Below are 18,442 nucleotides of genomic sequence, written 5' to 3'. Positions count from 1 at the left end.
TATTTAACAAATGGTGATTAAAATGACAGAATGTGAATTACTTTCGAAATGTGGGTTTTTTAAAAAACACCAGTCAAACAAAGAAAGTGCTTGTAAAGGTTTTATTGCAATGTATTGTAAAGGTACAAAAATGGAAGCGTGCAAAAGAAAAATTTACAGAAAAGAGAATGGCGTTGCACCTTCAGATGACATGCTACCTACAGGTCATATGATGAAAGCCTGATGTTTATAGAAGTTTTTATTTTTTGGCTCTTTGACATCAGCTTTAAGGAGAGCCTGACCATAATTAATTAGCACATTAGTCTTATTTCCTGCTCCTGCTGCGTTTTTGTATTGGGCTATCCTAGCACAAAAATCATGTTCTTCAGGAATAGCCTTGTTAACCTTATTCCAGTACTTGTAGGCAGCACCACCTTCAACACCCATTATTTTCTTAATGGTCTTTGCCTTCTTCAGTTTTTCAAAATCCTCTGTAAGTCTATTGCAAGCGCAGGCTTTCCAAATACAGTAACCTTTTAACGGCCTGTAAAACCAATTACGTACTCCACATATGTAAATAACAAGTAATCTCAATAGTAACAGGTAGTTTATCCATATCACTGTTGGTGGTTAATAAGAAAGGGCGGCGTTTCAGATCGTATTGAAACGCCTTGCTCATATGTATTGATAGCCTCCGCGAGCACTCAAAATATGCTTTAAAAGCCCTCGGAGACGTTGATGCCACAATCAGGCTAGCTCGAAGCGGTCAAGGTTCATTATCTTGTTCCACGCAGCTACAAAGTCGTTCACGAACTTCTCTTGGGAGTCCTTACATCCGTAGACTTCCGCGATTGCCCGGAGCTGGGAGTTCGAACCGAAGATGAGGTCGATACGTGTGCCTGTCCACTTGAGTTTGCCTGTCACGCGATCATAACCCTCGAACACATCGTCTGAAGTTGCCTTCCACTCCGTGCTCATATCAAGCAGATTCACGAAGAAGTCATTGGTGAGCGTCCCCGGGTTATTGGTGAAAACGCCGTTCTGTGACTGTCCGAAGTTGGTATTCAATACACGCATACCGCCTACGAGAGCCGTCATCTCAGGAGCGGTCAGTGTCAGCAGTTGTGCCCGATCCACCAGCATTTTCTCTGCCGGTACAGCGTATTTGGTTTTCTGATAATTCCGGAACCCGTCTGCTTTCGGTTCGAGCACACCGAATGCCACAACGTCGGTTTGCTCAGCTAACGCATCCGTGCGTCCCGGTGTGAAGGGAACGGTCACATCATGGCCGGCATTCTTTGCCGCTTGCTCGATACCTGCACATCCACCTAGGACTATCAGGTCGGCAAGTGAAACCTTCTTCCCGCCTGCCTGAGCATTGTTGAACTCCTTTTGGATACCCTCAAGGGTCTCAAGCACAGTTGCAAGTTGTTCTGGCTGGTTGACCTCCCAATCCTTTTGCGGAGCAAGGCGAATGCGTGCCCCGTTAGCCCCGCCACGTTTGTCGGAGCCACGGAACGTGGACGCCGATGCCCAGGCAGTGGAGGCCAGTTGAGAGACAGACAGTCCAGAGGCAAGGATCTTGCTCTTGAGGCTTGCGATATCCTGTGCGTCGATCATATCATGATCCACAGCAGGAATCGGGTCCTGCCAGATAAGTTCCTCTTGCGGAACCTCCGGGCCGAGATAGCGGGAGCGGGGCCCCATGTCACGATGGGTCAGCTTGAACCATGCTCGGGAGAAAGCATCCGCAAATTCTTCGGGATTTTCCAGATAGTGTTGTGTAATTGGCTTATAGATCTGATCGAACTTTAACGAAAGGTCCGCAGTGGTCATCATGGGTCGATGCTTTTTGGATGGGTCGTGGGCGTCGATGACCATATCCTCTTCTTCAACGTCCTTGGCCAGCCACTGGTTCGCACCGGCCGGACTTTTGACCAACTCATACTCGTATTTAAGCAGGACCTTCAGATAGCCCATGTCCCATCTGGTAGGGTTTGGCTTCCATGCTCCCTCAATACCGCTGGAGATCGTATCGCCAGCTTTGCCTCTGCCATGGCTGCACTTCCAGCCAAGGCCCTGTTCCTCGAGGGGAGCAGCTTCAGGTTCCGGACCTACCAGTGCTGCATCGCCTGCGCCATGGCATTTGCCGAAGGTATGCCCGCCGGCGACAAGCGCGACGGTCTCTTCGTCGTTCATGGCCATGCGCGCAAAGGTATCTCGTACATCTTTGCCGGAGGCGAGCGGATCCGGATTGCCGTCCGGGCCTTCCGGATTTACATAGATAAGGCCCATCTGCACGGCTGCGAGGGGATTCTCCAGGTCACGATTACCGCTGTAACGACTCTTGGGCATATCACTCGTAGCCAGCCATTCCTCTTCTGAACCCCAGTAAACGTCTTCTTCCGGCTCCCATATGTCCTCGCGGCCGCCGCCATAACCGAATGTCTTGAACCCCATAGATTCTAAAGCACTGTTGCCGGCCAGGATCAGGAGATCAGCCCAGGAGATCTTTCTTCCATATTTTTGCTTGATAGGCCATAGCAGCCGGCGGGCCTTGTCAAGGTTCACGTTATCCGGCCAGCTGTTGAGGGGGGCAAAGCGCTGGTTTCCGGAACCTCCTCCACCACGGCCGTCGCCCATGCGGTAGGTTCCTGCGCTGTGCCATGCCATTCGAATTAAAAGCCCTCCATAGTGACCATAATCTGCTGGCCACCATTCCTGGGAGTCGTTCATCAGTTTATAAAGGTCTTCCTTCACGGCCTTAAAGTCGAGTTTCTTGAATTCCTCAGCATAATTAAACTCTTCACCCATCGGATTAGACTTGAAAGAATGCTGATGCAAGATTTTAAGATTCAACTGATTCGGCCACCATTCCTGAATCGACATGCCACCGCGGGCAGTTGACCCCGTTGTCAGGTTCTTGATATCTTCATTCATATTGTTTTCTCCTTTTGTTGTTTGAATTTATATCGGTCAATCTTTGTGGCAATGGGGACTTAAAAGAACACTGGAAGAACGTCGCACTTTTTGAGTGTGAAATATGGTGCTGACTGTCAGAGAATTCTGTTCATCAGCGACCATAATCCCTAATGCAGTAGCTAAGGATGAACTATTTTCACTCATTATTCCACTCCCCTATTTTGTTAATTGAGCACATTTAAATAAATCGAAGTCCAAATACTCAAGCTAAACTAAATTACTAATTACGCCACCCCTGATTACCATATAATTTATTTTTACCTCTATAAATATATTCTCACATCTTTTTGAGGTTAAGCGATCAAAGGCGTACAAAAAATTACAGTTACCTATATCCCAAAATAGCATTGCTGGGATATAGGTAAGCAGAAAAAACAGAACTTTTAATAATAAAGCTAAATTTGTTATGAAAAGAACTAATTGAAAGTAAATAGTATATGTTTAAATTATATATTAAACCAAGTTTGACAGTTTTCACTCCTTGATGAAGAAAATGTCTTCTCTTGAAACCCAAATTTTTCATTTTTTTGTCAGGAAAAACCATGTGACAGTTTAAATAATTTCAAGCCAATTTCTACGATTTTACCTTTTTTGCCTTAAAATCAGTGTATTTATAGAATCAAAGTTGGCGTAAATGTCCTTTTTCGACCTATCTTTCATCAAATCTACGGTAACTGTCAAATTCAATAAGCTTTTTTTTATGAATTTTGTGGACTTATGCTTGAGTTCATTGAACCGATATCGCATCAGCAATATGAACAACTGTGCAATGACCCGATACTAATAGCACCATAAATGCTAGCATCTGACCATATCTTAACGGTTTGATTTCTATCTTTTAGATAAGAATATCCATCTTTTATGTTTTCTCTTGTCAATAAAGTTCAAAAACTTATTACTCAACTTTCGTCTAAAAATTAAAAACAAATCCACGATTTCTACAAATTCACACTACATCAATAAAAAAAGAAAAATAGGTAGTTTAAACCTATTCCTTTGTCATAGAAGGTGGTAGTATAACCTTGTCTATGACGTGAATTACCCCATTACTTGTTTCTATATCTGCCTGAACTACATTTGCGTCATTGACCATTACATTTCCATCGGTTATGTATATTACAACCTCTTCACCCTGTACTGTTTTTAGGGCCATCATATCTGACAAATCACCTGACATTGCTTCTCCTGCAACTACGTGGTATGTAAGTACGGATGTAAGTGCTTCCTTATCTTCCAGCAAGCCTTCAAGTGTGCCTTCTGGTAATGCCTCAAATGCTTCATCGGTTGGTGCAAATACGGTAAATGGTCCTTCGCCGCTTAAGGTCTCATCAAGTCCTGTTGCCTGAAGTGCAGTCACCAGTGTATTAAATGAACCTGCAGCTACTGCAGTCTCTACAATGTCCATTTCCTCTTCTTCCATCATTGAAGGTGGTAATATGACCTTGTCAATTGCATGAATCACTCCATTACTGGCTTCAATATCCGCCTGTACTACGTTTGCATCATCAACCATTACATTTCCGTCGGTTATATGTACGATAATCTCTTCGCCTTGTACTGTTTTAAGCGCCATCATATCTGACAGATTAGTTGACATTACTTCTCCTTCAACTACATGGTAGGTAAGTATAGCTGTAAGTGCTTCCTTATCATTTAACAATGCTTCAAGTGTGCCTTCTGGTAATGCCTCAAATGCTTCATCAGTTGGTGCAAATACGGTAAATGGTCCTTCACCGATTAAGGTCTCATCAAGTCCTGTTGCCTGAAGTGCAGTCACCAGCGTATTAAATGAACCTGCAGCTACTGCAGTCTCTACAATGTCCATTTCTTCATTGACCATATCCTCTTCGGGTTTTTGCTCTGCGCAACCTGATATAAGTAAAGTTGTTGCAATAAGCAAACATACTAAAATCTTAAACAATTTCATTTACTCCACTCCTTATGTTTCTATTGAAATTTGATCGCTTTTTGCTAATCAATAACTAATGTGTTCTTCTATAGAATATATATATTTCTAATAGTTACTAGTTTGTCTATTAATTTTACCCAATATATATTGCAAGTATATATCTTATATATAAAATATAATATTGATTATATAACTAAGGATAGGTTACTATAAGGAATCTGATTTCAAGTTAGTTTTAAGGTCACTATATGAAAAAGAAAATTGATTTTGATCAATTACTAAAATAGAATTTTTAACTTACTAGCATTTTAATTATGTTATTATTAATTGTTCTATACTTGAAAAAAATGTTAGTTTCTCCATCGACTGCATAAATTTTAAATGAATGTAGTCATTTAATATCTTTAATGTTTTTAAAACAAATATTGCAAATAATAATTTCTATCAATAACTCAGATTTTTGTAGTAAATATTTTTGTATATTTAGACATACATATACTTTTTATTAAGGAGGTTCCGTTTTTTCTTGTTACCTATATCCCAAAATAGTATTGCTACTATAATACGAACCAAATAACTGTGTTTATCAAAATGGAATTTTATCACTCTCTCATTCTCCCACCATAAACAAAGGATCACAATAAAAAAAGATAAATGAAATCTTCTGAAAAAAGACAGAATTCAGACATCACTCCGATACCTGCAACTCCTGTCACATTCCTTGTTATACTGAGTATAATTACACTTCACATGGAAATCTGCCTTCTCGTACCAGCTGAGATTGAACATGTCTGACAGGTACTTCATTCCTTCTTCCAGGGATATACGGGTCGCTTTCTTACAGCATCGAGCTCCTCCAGCATAGGCTATGGAGTTCAGGGTCCTTGAAGTAGCCCGGTTGGCATGTGCCCTTTCCTCAGGTTTCAGGGGGGTGGCTTCAAGTACCACGCACATGGCAATTCCAATTCCAACTCCTGCACCACATGCACCGTACAGTCCGCAGTATCCTCCGGGGACCTTACTTCCTCGTTTGATGGCTTCTATTATGGGTTTCTTATCCCTTTCACCGATGTAGTTCTGGTAGGCAGCCACAAGGGCAGCCGGAACAAGAACATGGTGTTCCGGTCCGTGCATATGGATACAGGGATGCTCCATAATCGTCTCAGCGATTGCCAGGGGGTTGGCAAGGTCTGTGGTCCTGCAAATATTCTCGATGATTTCGATGGCATCTCTGGTATGGCATCTATTGCACACGTAATGTCCATCCTTGCACACGAAATATGTCCTCTCTTCAACTCCGCAGTAATGACATATGGCATTCACCGGCTCTCTCATGTAATCCACCTCGTTACCACAGATAAGACAATCGGTCTTGCACCCATTCTTAATACCTGTATTCGAAACCGGTATCAGAGAAACATTAATATCATTTCTCCCGCAGACATCATTTTTTGTATTTTCCTTACATCCAATATCCATTTAAATCACCTCAAACACATCATTGATCAGCTCCCTTCTCAGGGGAGCAAATGAACATCTCTCTCGAAAGGAACCTGCTGTTCTCTCTTAGTTCGGAACGTGATATCCTCATCAGCCAGCTCACAGGCAAACGGCAGGCGATACGCTGCAACAGACCAAGCCCTCTGCCCGGTATCACAATATCTCTGTCACAGTCAAGCGCAAGATAGGTATCATGTGCAACAACACCGGCATTCACAGACATCCATGAACGGAACGCCTTTGTGTGTTCCATTCCTGCAGCTGCTTTGAATCCCGTATCCCTCACAGCAGTGGGACATACAGCCAGGACTCTCACATTCAGTCCCTTCTCTTTCAATTCATAATTCAGTGCTCTGCTAAAGTTCAGCACAAAACTCTTGCTGGCACCATAAGTAGCAAAATAAGGATTCGGCTGGAAAGCCGACATTGATGACACGTTGATAACCCTTCCATCATTGCGCTTTACCATCTCCTTCAGGTAGAGCCGTGTCATCCGATAGAGCGCGATAACATGCAGTTGCAGCATGTCAAGCTCCCTATCCTCATCAATATCATTGACAAAACCATAGGTCCCAAAACCGGCACAGTTGACCAGCACATCAATCCGCAAGGAATGGTCACAGGTAAATTCATGGACCTTGCTGGCAGCATCCGTTTCCGTAAGGTCCTGCTCCAGCAGCAGTATACGCATTTTCAGGTCGATACCCTGTAATGCATCCCTAACCTGCTTCAGCTCTTCCTTCACTCTGTCAACTAAGACAAGGTCGTAGCCATCACGTGCAAAGAGCTTTGCAAGTTCCTGACCGATACCTCCTGCACCCCCGGTGATAAGAACAGTCTTTCTTAACTTTTCAGTACCATGATCATTTTCGCTGTTTATCTCTTTCATGTTCACATCCACCTGTACAGTGCTTTTACCATCCACAGTACACGGTCGTTGTATGGTGGATATATCAGACCCAGTGATCCCCACTTGCGATGAATGACACTTCGTTTGTTGGAGAACTCCATAAAGCAATGGAAACCAAGTGACTTACCCATACCACTGTTATTTATTCCACCAAAGGGAAGGTTCGGGTTGCTGTAGCCGAGCATGTAGTCGTTTATAATAGTACCACCGGCAGGATTTCCATCCATGAAAAATTTGATGTTTTTCCCGTCACGACTGGCAATATAGAGCATCAGAGGATTCGGATGTCTGTGGATGATATCCTTCACTTCTGACCTGTCATTATAGGTTATGACCGGAAGTAAAGGACCGAATATCTCTTCCTGCATAATGCTCATATCTTCTGAGATATTGTCCAGCAACGTTGGGGAAATGAACAGTTCCTCCTCTTCAAAATTCCCTCCTGTAAGCAGGTGTGCATTCTTTTCAATTGCATCCTGATACAGGGAATTAAGCCTCTTGAAATGACGGTGATTTATGATCCTGCAGTAATCAGGTGACTTTTCCGTACCTGTACCTGAACTGTTGTAAAGTTCTGTGATCGATGACCTGAACTCTTCAATGAATTCCCTTTTTTTAGAATCATGGATAATTACATAGTCAGGTGTAACACATGTCTGACCGCAGTTGATTGATTTTGCCCATGCAAGGCGTCTTGCTATCTGTGGAATATTCGCAGTCTCATCTATGATAGCAGGTGACTTTCCTCCAAGCTCCAGGGTTAAACTGGTAAGATGTTCTGCAGCTTTACTCATGATAACTTTTCCAACATGGGGACTGCCTGTGAAAAATATATGATCGAACGGCAGTTCCAGTAATTTTGTCGCTACCGTTGCATCACCTTCAACAACAGCCACCTCATTCCACCTGAACAGTTCTGTGATCATCTTTCTGATATAGGCTGAAGTATGGGATGACATTTCACTTGGCTTTAGGACAACTGCATTGCCTGCTGCTATGGCATAGACCAGAGGTACAAGGGAGAGGTTGAGGGGAAAGTTCCACGGAGACATAATGAGAACCACTCCCTTTGGTTCATAACGAATGTAGGACCGGGTCCCAAGCAATGGCAGCGGTGTGGAGACTTTATGGTCCCGGTCCCATTTGTGCAGATTCTTTTTGATATAGGATATCTGGGACTGGATAATGCCCACTTCTGTCGCTATGACCTCTACCTCTGGTTTTCGCAGATCATTGTAAAGGGCCTCATAAAGACCTTGCAGGTTTTTTTCATTCCTGAGGTAATTATCGATACGAAGCACACGCTCAAGTCTTTCCTTTGTATCAAGTGACCCCAGTATGGAAGCTTCTTCTCTCTGTGATCCGAGTATGGTTCTGATGTCAGGTTGCATCGTGTGTATCACTTCTTTTCTTTGTACCTTATACTGAAATGAATCCAAGTAACAGGAATATGTAGAAGGTTGTAAGGACAGATCCTGCAAGGACCTCCTTTCTACTTCTTGATATTCTCCCATTTGAAAGGTCATTTATCGTCAGGCAGACCCATAGCAGGAACACATAACCTGCCATGAGTGATATGAGTGAGAACTCCGGGTGTGACCATGTACCTATTATCTCTCCTGTGAGTTCTGTAAGTACTGTGAAGAAAGCTACGAAATATGCAAGTCTTATTTCCTGGAAGTTCCTGAATAGCATGAATGCAAGTGTGAACTTTGCCAGTATACTGACCGGTTTTAATGCCAGATCGAACACCATGTGATCAACGGTTATCAATACAGCAAGACTGACAGGGATGAATATGTTCGTAGAACGGAACCATTTCTTCTCAGAATATGTTTTCTCGAAGATCTCCCACAGATTATAGGATGACCAGAATATCGTTCCATAACCCGGAATGAGCCAGATAGGAGATCCGCCTATGGCTCCACCAAGATATGTGAAATATCCGTATCTCACACCCAGAAGTTCATGCACATAGCCAAAGAGCGATGCTATAATAAGGAATATTCTGCCCTTCTGGTCGGTGTTCTTCCAGAAAAGCATCCATAGCAATGAAAGTACTATAGTTGGCATGTTCTCGTTAACAGTAGCCCTGTAATATATCAGGACACCGAATATTGTCGAGAGCATAAAGATGAAGAAATAATGTGGATCATTGAGAAGCATCCTGCTCTTCTCTTCAATCGAGCCCTTAATATATTGAAGTGGCAAAGGATTTGTAAGGTCCTGAGTATCTAAGAATATCTTTAATTGAGATATCATATCGATCACTATATTTTTCATATATTGTGGAGGGAATTAGAGTTACAACTCCTGTTTTGATCAAATGTGAAGGTTCCCTGATAAAAAATTAAAAAAGCCAGTGTTGATTAGTCACTGGCCAGGGAAGTGTGGAGGTAGATTTCCGGATTAAACCTGATATGCTTAATATCCAGGTTCCACCATACCAAAGGAATAATCTCTCCTGACAGAAGGTCATTGAACATGAAAGATACGATCTGGAGAAATTATCTTTGATCTAGATTTTTGAATTTCTAATACTTGTGGCTCTTGGCCATTTCGACCATAGCCTGCAAATTAGCGTTAGGTGTTTTGCTCACGATACCACAGCCGGGTCCCAAAAGTCCTACACCTGCGTCCAGTATGCTCTTTGATACCGCTTTGATATCTTCCGGAGACTTTTTCCACAGGGCACTTACAGGGTCTAGATTACCAACGATTACTGCTTTATCGACCTTGCTAAGAGCTGTAGCAACATCCACATTCTGGTCAACACTTATGGCATCAACTCCTGAGGACTCCATCAGTCCAAGGCTTGGTGTTGTATCACCACAGATATGCAGTACGGTTGCAACGTTTAGTTCACGCATTGCATCAACTATTCTTTTGTGTGCAGGGACGACGAATTTTTGGTAGAACTCGTCACCGATGAGCATTGCACTTGCAGTAGGGTCGATGATGACCATTGTGTCTGCTCCGTTCTCCACCATCTTCTTTGCATATTCAATGTTGAACTCGGTAGCGAGTTCCATAAGAGCGAATCCGAATTCCTCGTCTGTCATGATAGCCATGAACCAGTCATCACCGTTCATGTGTTGTGCAAGGGAGAAAGGACCAAGCATACTACCCATAATTGGTAGTTCATCACCGTACTTCTCTGCAAGTATCTTGATAGCATCACATACAACGCCAATCCTTCCATGGTTGAGATCGTAGTCTTTGAGCTTTTCGACATCATCTATTGACTTTACTATATGACCGACGACGGATGGCTGCTGTTCTTTTGTACCTGCTTTGATGTCACAACCAAAGAACTCAGCTTCTGCTGTAATATCGAAAGGAACACGTACAGCTTCAAAGCCTATTACGGTGTGGGCTGCTTCGGCGAGTGCTGCCATTTTCTCTGCATCCTCATTAGCTTCCGGCCAAAATGCACCACAGGCTTCCATTTGTTCTACAGTTCCGGTTTGTGTAACGGATATAACTGGCATTCTGTCAACAGTTTCTCCTCTTAATGCACGTGCTAATCTCTCTTTAGGTGTGTATTCATCCATTGAACTGAACTCCTATAATCATTTGTAATTGTAATCATAATCTAAGATCCGCACTAGGGGTCTTAACACATAATTCTTGTAGCAATCGTTTTTATTGAAGTGGATGTAGGATAACCGGGGTTTTTAATATTCTTAATTCCTCTATTAAGTATGTCATAAACCCGGTCATCATACTGCAGGGTTCTGGCAGGATCCTGTTCACATATAAACTGCCACGTGAGTCTGTTAATATATTTTGGCAGCAATTCTTGATGGTTGGTTTGTGTGGCTTATCATGATTCATGAACCATGGCTTTGTCATGAATTTTAATAAGGGTGAACATGTTTGTTCAAACCAGATATTGCAGTCGTTTAATCTTTAAGCCCATCTGTCAGATGGAAGTGCTGCTGCTGCTTCCTGTGCCCATCTTGCAGCTTCCATGGCATCGGTTTTGGTTGCATCTGCTCCAATTTCGTCTGCAAAGTCAGCAGTTATTGGTGCACCGCCAATGATAACTTTCAGGTTGTTCCTGATTCCCTTGCTCTGAAGGCTGTCCATAACCCTCTGCATGTTATCCATTGTTGATGTCATAAGTGTGCTCATGGATACGACGTCTGCCTTGTGCTCAGCAGCAGCCTCAGCGAACTGCTCCACAGGTACGTCTTTTCCTAGGTCGATAGCTTCAAAGCCAACAGCACTCATCATTGTCTTTACCAGATTCTTTCCAATATCATGCACATCTCCTTCGACACTGCCTATGATAAGGACCTTCCTTGCGCCTTTTCCTTCAGTCTTGATGTGTGGTACGAGTATGTCCATACCTCCGTACATTGCGTTGGAAGCCATCAGAAGATGTGGCATGAATGCCTGCTTTTTCTCGTATTTCTCGCTCATGATCTCCATGCCCTTTGCCAGCCCGTTGATCACTGCTATGTAAGGGTCAATACCTTCGTCCAGTGCTTTCTGTGCTAATTCAATTGCCTGATCTTTTTTTCCATTGACCACAGAATCGGTCAGTCTGTTGATGATCTCATTTTCTTCCATAGAATACCTCCGATTTTTCTTGTCAACGTCCAGGAATGGGGTATTTCAGTTCTCTACATTCCTGACCATTGATTCCACGAATGATTTCTCAGGTCAACAGAACAGATATTGGATCTGTAATAGTTGACACTCTACCATTACCCATACGAATATATATAATAACTTAGAGTAATTAATCAAAGAACTAATTATTATCAATACTATATTCTCAATTCAAAATGTGGATATTGCATATCAGGTCTTCTGGATTTATGCCTTGCAGAAAAACTCCAGTACGCAAAAAAAGAACACCTTTGATAATATCAAAAGCATGAATAATATCATTCGTTAAGTGAAAAGCTCATTTTTTAAGTCTCAAATCTCTGATTTCGATCCTTCAATTCAGACAAAGATCAAATATTCCTGGCTATCTCGTTAGCTCCTGAGATAGCTTCCCAAACCCTTCCGGGGTCTCTTGCATCTCCTATCGAATATATCTCAGGTGCAGCATCTATTTTTAGTAGTTCATAGTAAAGCGTGTCATCTGCTTCTCCTCCAGTAGCGAAGATTACGAGGTCGGTATTGATGACGGTATCTTCCACATCATCAGGGTCAAGTTTCTTTTCAAAAGGATCCTTTACATTCTCAGGGATCAATGGCTTCCAGGGTGTATAAGGGTTCTTTCTTTCCCTGTTAGCTTTGATATGGACTTTTCCGTCTGAGAATCGCACTATATTAGAAGAATTAAAAACCCTTACAGGTCTTTCAAGGACATCATCCTCTTTACCTGATGGCGAACCTTTACCCATCATCATCCAGAGCATCTGTGCCCTGTTGGCATGGGTGGTTCTGGGCATGAGTTCCTTATTCCTTCCAACCAGTGTGACATTGCTTCTCTTTTCATAAGCAAGAGAATAGGCTATCTCACAGCCGAGTATACCACCACCGACCACTGTTATATTTTTAGTATCGGCTGGCAGTTCTAGATCCTTATTCAGGAACTCCCTTGCTTCGATATGGTTGATCCTATCGATACCATCAATATCAGGTAATGATGTTCTCAGACCGTTGCAACAGATGATGACATCATATTCACCAGCAATATCATCGGTCTTTATCTCCCGATAGAACTCGATCATCAAGCCTTGTTTTTTCATAAGTTCTACCTGATATTGCAGGTTATCGAGATATCTTCTTATATCATGCTTTATTGCCATCTTACCGGCAGTGAACAATTGTCCTCCTATCCTGCCAGTACTTTCAAAGAGGATGACATTATGTCCTCGCTTGCAGGCGGTCATGGCTGCTTCACAACCGGCAGGACCAGCGCCGATGACAGCTACTTTTTTTACAATATCTGTTCTGATCAGTTTTTTTGTATCCTCAAAACCGGTGTAAGGATTCACTGAACAACAGTGATGTCCTCCTTTTTTGAATGATTCCATACAGCCTTCGTGGTCGCCTATACAATGAATGATTTCTGATGTCCTGTTCTCCTTCACCTTGACAGGCCAGTATGGATCAGCAAGAAGTGGTCTTCCAAGCATTACGAAGTCTGCCCATCCATTTTCAAGTACTTCTTCAGCCATTTCAGGCTTGCCAAGTTTACCGACAGCTATCACTTTTGCATCGATGTTCTCCCGTTCGAAGAATCCCTTCAGTCTGCCTGCCATTTCTTTGACGTAGATAGCATCATCGAAATAGGAAGGAGGATGTGGCCAGAACCAATTATCATAGCAGCCTTTGTCAACATCAAAAGCATCCACTCCGGCTTCATAAAGACTTTTACAGAACTGTAAACCTTCCTCAATGTTCCTTTCTTTTCCATGAAAGCGTTTCCTGAAAACCTCATTTCCGTAGCTTTCCTGTAATGCCTGTGTCAGGTCTATCCTGTATATGATAGGAAAATCTTCACCACATCGTTTCTTTATCTCTCTGACAACATCTATGCCGAACCGGAATTTATTTCTGTACCTGCCAAACTTCCGCCTGTTCCAGGGTGCTGAGGTCAACTGGTCCATCAGGTATCCTTCATGACCATGCAGATGTACACCGTCAAATCCTGATATCTTTGCGTTGGCTGCACTTTGTCCCATCATTGTTACGATTTTTTTGATCTTATGGTCTGAAAGTGGAAGATGGGGTACCTGAGGAATATAAAAATTCCTGTTCCATGATGCGGACCTAAGTATTTTACCTTTTAATGCAGGTTCAGGGGATCCAACTCTCCCAAGACCGGCGGAAAGCTGGATGAAGATCTTTGCTCCATATGGTTTTACACCACTTGTAAGGTCCATCCAGCCACAGAGACGCGTTCGGGATGAACCATCGATACGCGGAAAGTAGGTAGTGTTATTTTCTTCAGAAAGGGTTGGGTCAATGCCGTAGGAAACAGGAACCAGGCCGGTGATCAACAAACCGGCTCCTCCCTTTGCCCTTTCAATGAAATATTCGATCATCTTATTAAGGGGACGGCCGCTGGGATCTGCCATATTGATGTTACCGACGGGAGCCATTATTATTTTGTTTTTCAGTCTGCATTTTCCTATGAAATCAGACTCAAACAATTTTTCAAATACCATCAATTCCTCACAATAGTATGCTATTATTTATTAGTCACTTTTTTATCATCCCAGCAGTAAAAGAGTTATATCTGGAAAGCACGGATCTATTTTTAAGATTAGATTTTTCCAGTGTTCTATATGTATCAAAAATATGGACGAAACTGATTATTATATCTAATCCAGGCGTGAAGTTCAAGGCTTTGATTTTATCGATGTCATTGTTTTATTGTCGGTTGAAGATTTTTTATGACTATTTGATTTTCCAACATAATTCGTTATATATAGGTCTGAAAGTTAAATCATCTATAGCAGTCAGAAAGGTGAAAAAGAGATGTCCGATGAGAAAAGATACATTGATGATCTGAAGCGCGATGAAAGGTATTCTTTTGAACTGCAAAGAAAAGGAGTTAATAAGAGCTTCTATGATGCAAACAAACAGCTCCTTTGCCCGGAGTGTGGGAAATCTTTTAATTTATTCTACTCAAGAGCAAAACTATGTGCAGGATGCCCAAGTCTGGTTAGGGGATGTGAACTTGCCAGGTGTACACATTGCCATACTGAATTCCCGTTGAGAGATTTCATGTCTAAACAATCTACGAGGATGACCTCCAATTACATTGAATCAGTAATTAAACGTTATCATCATACTTTTGGAGAGAGGCCGGGGCAGTAAAAATTCAAATTATCTCGATTGTATAGTTACGGGTGTTAAAAAATGTCATCGTTATACCATTTACAGATTATTTGTGTTCATGTAATAAAAATGGCTTCTTTTTACAAGAAAAGGAGAGTAATCTGATCATGAAAACTGAATTGATAAGTACAGTATTCCTATCCGAAAAAAGAAAAAATACCCTTATCATGCTAATGAACGGGCCGGCAACCATTGACGAGATAAAAACATCTATCAATGGCACGACCAGCGCAATTATGGCTCAGGTAAAAATACTTATTGAACAGGGCATGATCGAACAAAAGGACGATGAATACAGGCTAACGTATATTGGCCAGATTATTTTGAAAAAAATAAAGCCCTTAATAGAGGCATTAAATGTTGTTGAGGGAAATAAGGATTATTGGGAGAGCAGGGATCTGGGTGCAGTACCTGACCCACTACTTGACAGGATTGGTGATCTTGGAGATGTTCTGATACATGAGCCTGATCTGAATCATCTTTTTGAACCACCAAGAGAGTTACTTACAAGCCTTAAACAGACAAAGAACGTATGTACATTCTATTCGTATTTCTGTCCAACATGCCCCTATAATTATGCAGAGCTGGCAAAAAAGGAAGTAAACTATAATCTCATCCTGACAAAACCTGTTTATGAAAGATTAAGGGATGAGTACACTGAGCAGTATAATGCAATTATGCAATCGAATAATTCGCATTTGTTCGTATGTGATGAACACATAATTAAACCAGGTGCAATTTCTATTACTGATAACCTACTGCTGCTATCTTTCTTTAATAAGAAGGGTTTTTTCGATCACAAGAAAGTCATCAGTTTCGAAGATAGTGCACGACAATGGGGTCAGGAGTTCTTTTTGCATTACAGGGATCTTGCAGAGCAGGTAAAATAGATATTACAACTGTTCCTCTGTATCATATTTCGTATTTTGGGTCTTGCTAATCCCAGAATTCATGCTTTCGATATTATCAAAGGTTTTAATTGTTCTTCTGTCTCTGTTTTCACGTATGTCTAAGTTCAGAACTACTTACCTGTAAAATCAATTGCTTGAATCATAAACGCGGTTTTGATAATCTTCTAATGGTTGATTGATTACTACAAATTATTATATATGCTTTTACTGGATAGCATGAATTGTAAGTCCATCATGTTGATGGATAAAAAAAGAGGATAAAGAAAATAATTGTACAGTTTAAGGGTCTATTTAGTCTACTTCCAGTCTAAACTTAAATTTCAGAAATCCAATTATGCATTATTTCTGTACAACTGTGTGATATTTTCATTTCAGTATCCTCAAGCTTTGCAGGGTCTCTCCACAATATAATAATGACCCTGCAAATGCATTTGACTCATAGATTATTCAGCTACTTTTTAAGTATTCCCGCCTGGAGCCGGAAACATAGTTTTGATAAAATCAATCCTGTTATTTTTCATGATAGTGTGTTTTTTATCAATCATACTATCTTCATTTGTGTCATTGATTATATCGCTAGCTCTTATTTTTTGTTCGAAGTCGTTATTTATACTTATCTGACAGATTGTTTGCATACACTATTGAATGGCTTGGCCAGCTGTTCTGCTTTGAACAATACACGGAGGATTTTGTATGTATGGAATTGCATTAGATCTTGGAACAAGCGGATTCAGATTGCAGCTTTTGGACCTTAGAAACGGGAATATTATTAAAACAGTAATGACGATGAGACATCCCATGCCAGGAGGAAACGTAATTGATCATCTTGGTTTTGCAATTCAGGTGGGAGGAGATAGTGCAAACAAAATTATAACTCATACAATTCGTAAAATGTTTGACGAATTGGAGATTCCTCTTGACTTGATCCATAAAATAGCCGTTTGTGGTAATCCTATCCAGCTTTCCCTTTTTCAGAATATAGAAATAAGAGACCTTGCCTATGCCGGTAAAAATATGCAAAAAAGGCTTGGTATTGAAAACGTGAAAAGAGGTCTTAAGATCTATGCAGGCAGTGAGATTTTTGGTATTAATACCGACCTGGATGAATGTGAAGTTATTGTACTGCCTTCAATTGAACACGAGATAGGTGCTGATGCCCTTGCTATGATGGTCAAGACCGATTTTATTGAACAGAATGATGTCGCTATTGTAACTGATTATGGAACTAATGCAGAAATGGCTCTTAAAGTAGGTGACCGTATTGTCACCTGCAGTGCCGCAGCAGGCCCTTCAATAGAAGGACAGGGTATTAAATGCGGTATGCTTGCCAGTCCCGGTGCCATTTCCGATGTGAATGAAGAAGACGGTTTCTGGAGGATAACTGTACTGGACGAAAACATGGGACCCGGGAAGGGTGACCTGATAGATCCGATAACGGGGGTTATTGTAGAAAAGGGTGAAGTGTCTGCCAGGGGAATCACTGGGACTGGTGTGATCTCAGCAATATCATTGGCGATTAGTTCAGGCCTGATCAGCAAATTGCCTGAACTTCCAGAAGGACGACTTATTCTTGGTGACAGGGTCATCCTTACTGAAGAAGACATTGCTGAGGCTGGAAAAGCAATAGGGGCTATAAGGGCAGCACATCTTACATTACTGATAGAATCAGGAGTAAAATATGAGGACCTGAAATACATGTACATGTCAGGTGCATCCGGAACCTATGTTGATGCTGAAAAGGGTAGAAAGATAGGTCTTGTGCCAGCATTTTCCAGAAAGATAGTACAGTTTGGAAACACATCCCTGGAACTTGCAAAGGATGTTGTTCTTGGAAACTATGCACTGGAAGAGATAGTAAGTCTTGCTGACAGGATAAAAGCAGATCACATTATGCTGGCTTCCAATGAGACCTTCAAGAACATCTATGCATGTGAACTGGCTTACTGGACCGAGGGTATGTCAGAAGATCTGTATAATCATTTCCTTGAATCGTATGGCATGCCAAAGTTGCCTGAAATTACTTTTGTCCCATCTGTTGAAAAGAGAGTTACCCGGGATATTGAAGATGCAGGATATCAGGGACTGAAAATAATCAAAGATCTTGACATGCTCATCGAAGAAGAATCAAGTGGTTGTATGCAGTGCCTGATGTGTGAACGTGAATGTCCTGAGCAGGCCATACATGTTGTCCCAAAGAATGGGCATGTATATGTGGACTATACCGCTCACCTTTGTCTGGGCATGAGTTGTAAGAGATGTGTAGGAATCTGTCCTGTAAAGGCTATAAGCTACAGGGAAATAAGGCCTGTATCTCCGGGGGATCTTTCTGTAGTATGATCCTCTAACATTTTTACTGTGAAATTGAACTTAGTTTAACGAACAATGACATAACAAAAAGTATCACGGTCAAAAACATGATTGGACAATCAAATCTGA

At 41.7% G+C, this 18,442-nt stretch carries 15 protein-coding genes; 4 read left to right on the top strand and 11 right to left on the bottom strand.

From position 1 onward, the window contains the following. The first annotated feature begins 22 nt into the window (after positions 1–22). Positions 23–223, top strand: coding sequence for a hypothetical protein (locus QZZ23_RS12640; protein ID WP_292470745.1), 201 nt, complete (start codon positions 23–25; stop codon positions 221–223). On the opposite strand, the gene QZZ23_RS12635 is transcribed toward QZZ23_RS12640, so the two are convergent. The 11 genes from QZZ23_RS12635 to QZZ23_RS12585 form a co-directional block, all read right to left on the bottom strand. After that, complete coding sequence (locus QZZ23_RS12635) at positions 205–573, bottom strand: CRISPR-associated endonuclease Cas1 (protein WP_292470743.1); 369 nt, start codon at positions 571–573, stop codon at positions 205–207. The two genes, QZZ23_RS12640 and QZZ23_RS12635, sit on opposite strands and share 19 nt — an antisense overlap. A gap of 153 nt (positions 574–726) precedes the next feature. Beyond that, positions 727–2,919, bottom strand: a complete 2,193-nt coding sequence (gene katG, locus QZZ23_RS12630) for a catalase/peroxidase HPI (protein ID WP_292470740.1) — start codon at positions 2,917–2,919, stop codon at positions 727–729. 36 nt (positions 2,920–2,955) lie between these two features. Beyond that, entirely contained in the window at positions 2,956–3,105 is a 150-nt protein-coding gene (locus tag QZZ23_RS12625) for a hypothetical protein (protein ID WP_292470738.1), read from the bottom strand. 844 nt (positions 3,106–3,949) lie between these two features. After that, positions 3,950–4,888, bottom strand: a complete 939-nt coding sequence (locus tag QZZ23_RS12620) for a fasciclin domain-containing protein (protein WP_292470735.1) — start codon at positions 4,886–4,888, stop codon at positions 3,950–3,952. Between the two features lie 663 nt (positions 4,889–5,551). Beyond that, positions 5,552–6,349, bottom strand: a complete 798-nt coding sequence (locus QZZ23_RS12615) for a DUF5714 domain-containing protein (RefSeq protein ID WP_292470732.1) — start codon at positions 6,347–6,349, stop codon at positions 5,552–5,554. Between the two features lie 19 nt (positions 6,350–6,368). Next, positions 6,369–7,259: an SDR family oxidoreductase gene (locus tag QZZ23_RS12610; protein WP_292470731.1), complete on the bottom strand. Its 891-nt coding sequence runs from the start codon at positions 7,257–7,259 to the stop codon at positions 6,369–6,371. 2 nt (positions 7,260–7,261) lie between these two features. Next, positions 7,262–8,671: an aldehyde dehydrogenase family protein gene (locus QZZ23_RS12605; RefSeq protein WP_292470729.1), complete on the bottom strand. Its 1,410-nt coding sequence runs from the start codon at positions 8,669–8,671 to the stop codon at positions 7,262–7,264. Between the two features lie 28 nt (positions 8,672–8,699). After that, entirely contained in the window at positions 8,700–9,563 is an 864-nt protein-coding gene (locus QZZ23_RS12600; protein ID WP_292470727.1) for a hypothetical protein, read from the bottom strand. A gap of 251 nt (positions 9,564–9,814) precedes the next feature. Next, complete coding sequence (mtbA, locus tag QZZ23_RS12595) at positions 9,815–10,834, bottom strand: methylcobamide:CoM methyltransferase MtbA (protein ID WP_292470726.1); 1,020 nt, start codon at positions 10,832–10,834, stop codon at positions 9,815–9,817. 358 nt (positions 10,835–11,192) lie between these two features. Continuing rightward, complete coding sequence (locus QZZ23_RS12590; RefSeq protein WP_292470725.1) at positions 11,193–11,858, bottom strand: corrinoid protein; 666 nt, start codon at positions 11,856–11,858, stop codon at positions 11,193–11,195. Between the two features lie 392 nt (positions 11,859–12,250). Then, on the bottom strand, positions 12,251–14,419 hold the full coding sequence (locus tag QZZ23_RS12585) for an FAD-dependent oxidoreductase (RefSeq protein WP_292470722.1): 2,169 nt from the start codon (positions 14,417–14,419) through the stop codon (positions 12,251–12,253). A gap of 313 nt (positions 14,420–14,732) precedes the next feature. Here QZZ23_RS12585 and QZZ23_RS12580 point away from each other — a divergent pair, with 313 nt between their 5' ends. The 3 genes from QZZ23_RS12580 to QZZ23_RS12570 all read left to right on the top strand — a co-directional run bounded on the left by QZZ23_RS12580 (position 14,733) and on the right by QZZ23_RS12570 (position 18,343). After that, positions 14,733–15,074: a hypothetical protein gene (locus QZZ23_RS12580; RefSeq protein WP_292470720.1), complete on the top strand. Its 342-nt coding sequence runs from the start codon at positions 14,733–14,735 to the stop codon at positions 15,072–15,074. Positions 15,075–15,202: 128 nt separating this feature from the next. Next, a complete protein-coding gene (locus QZZ23_RS12575; protein WP_292470717.1) occupies positions 15,203–15,985 on the top strand; it encodes a winged helix-turn-helix domain-containing protein in 783 nt (260 codons plus the stop codon). 714 nt (positions 15,986–16,699) lie between these two features. Then, positions 16,700–18,343, top strand: a complete 1,644-nt coding sequence (locus tag QZZ23_RS12570) for a methylamine methyltransferase corrinoid protein reductive activase (protein WP_292470715.1) — start codon at positions 16,700–16,702, stop codon at positions 18,341–18,343. The last annotated feature ends 99 nt before the right edge of the window (positions 18,344–18,442 follow it).

The sequence above is a fragment of the Methanolobus sp. genome, from assembly GCF_016278385.1.
GTDB lineage: Archaea > Halobacteriota > Methanosarcinia > Methanosarcinales > Methanosarcinaceae > Methanolobus.
Note: the sequence above shows the minus strand (reverse complement) of the source record. Positions and strands in the feature narration are given on the sequence as shown.

Excerpts from the sequence above, each read along its gene's own strand:
- QZZ23_RS12610 (WP_292470731.1), bottom strand. The coding sequence starts at position 7,259 with ATGAAAGAGATAAACAGCGAAAATGATCATGGTACTGAAAAGTTAAGA.
- QZZ23_RS12575 (WP_292470717.1), top strand. The coding sequence starts at position 15,203 with ATGAAAACTGAATTGATAAGTACAGTATTCCTATCCGAAAAAAGAAAA.
- QZZ23_RS12615 (WP_292470732.1), bottom strand. The coding sequence starts at position 6,349 with ATGGATATTGGATGTAAGGAAAATACAAAAAATGATGTCTGCGGGAGA.
- katG (WP_292470740.1), bottom strand. The coding sequence starts at position 2,919 with ATGAATGAAGATATCAAGAACCTGACAACGGGGTCAACTGCCCGCGGT.
- QZZ23_RS12605 (WP_292470729.1), bottom strand. The coding sequence starts at position 8,671 with ATGCAACCTGACATCAGAACCATACTCGGATCACAGAGAGAAGAAGCT.
- QZZ23_RS12625 (WP_292470738.1), bottom strand. The coding sequence starts at position 3,105 with ATGAGTGAAAATAGTTCATCCTTAGCTACTGCATTAGGGATTATGGTC.
- QZZ23_RS12640 (WP_292470745.1), top strand. The coding sequence starts at position 23 with ATGACAGAATGTGAATTACTTTCGAAATGTGGGTTTTTTAAAAAACAC.
- QZZ23_RS12585 (WP_292470722.1), bottom strand. The coding sequence starts at position 14,419 with ATGGTATTTGAAAAATTGTTTGAGTCTGATTTCATAGGAAAATGCAGA.
- QZZ23_RS12580 (WP_292470720.1), top strand. The coding sequence starts at position 14,733 with ATGTCCGATGAGAAAAGATACATTGATGATCTGAAGCGCGATGAAAGG.
- QZZ23_RS12620 (WP_292470735.1), bottom strand. The coding sequence starts at position 4,888 with ATGAAATTGTTTAAGATTTTAGTATGTTTGCTTATTGCAACAACTTTA.
- QZZ23_RS12590 (WP_292470725.1), bottom strand. The coding sequence starts at position 11,858 with ATGGAAGAAAATGAGATCATCAACAGACTGACCGATTCTGTGGTCAAT.
- QZZ23_RS12600 (WP_292470727.1), bottom strand. The coding sequence starts at position 9,563 with ATGAAAAATATAGTGATCGATATGATATCTCAATTAAAGATATTCTTA.
- QZZ23_RS12570 (WP_292470715.1), top strand. The coding sequence starts at position 16,700 with ATGTATGGAATTGCATTAGATCTTGGAACAAGCGGATTCAGATTGCAG.
- mtbA (WP_292470726.1), bottom strand. The coding sequence starts at position 10,834 with ATGGATGAATACACACCTAAAGAGAGATTAGCACGTGCATTAAGAGGA.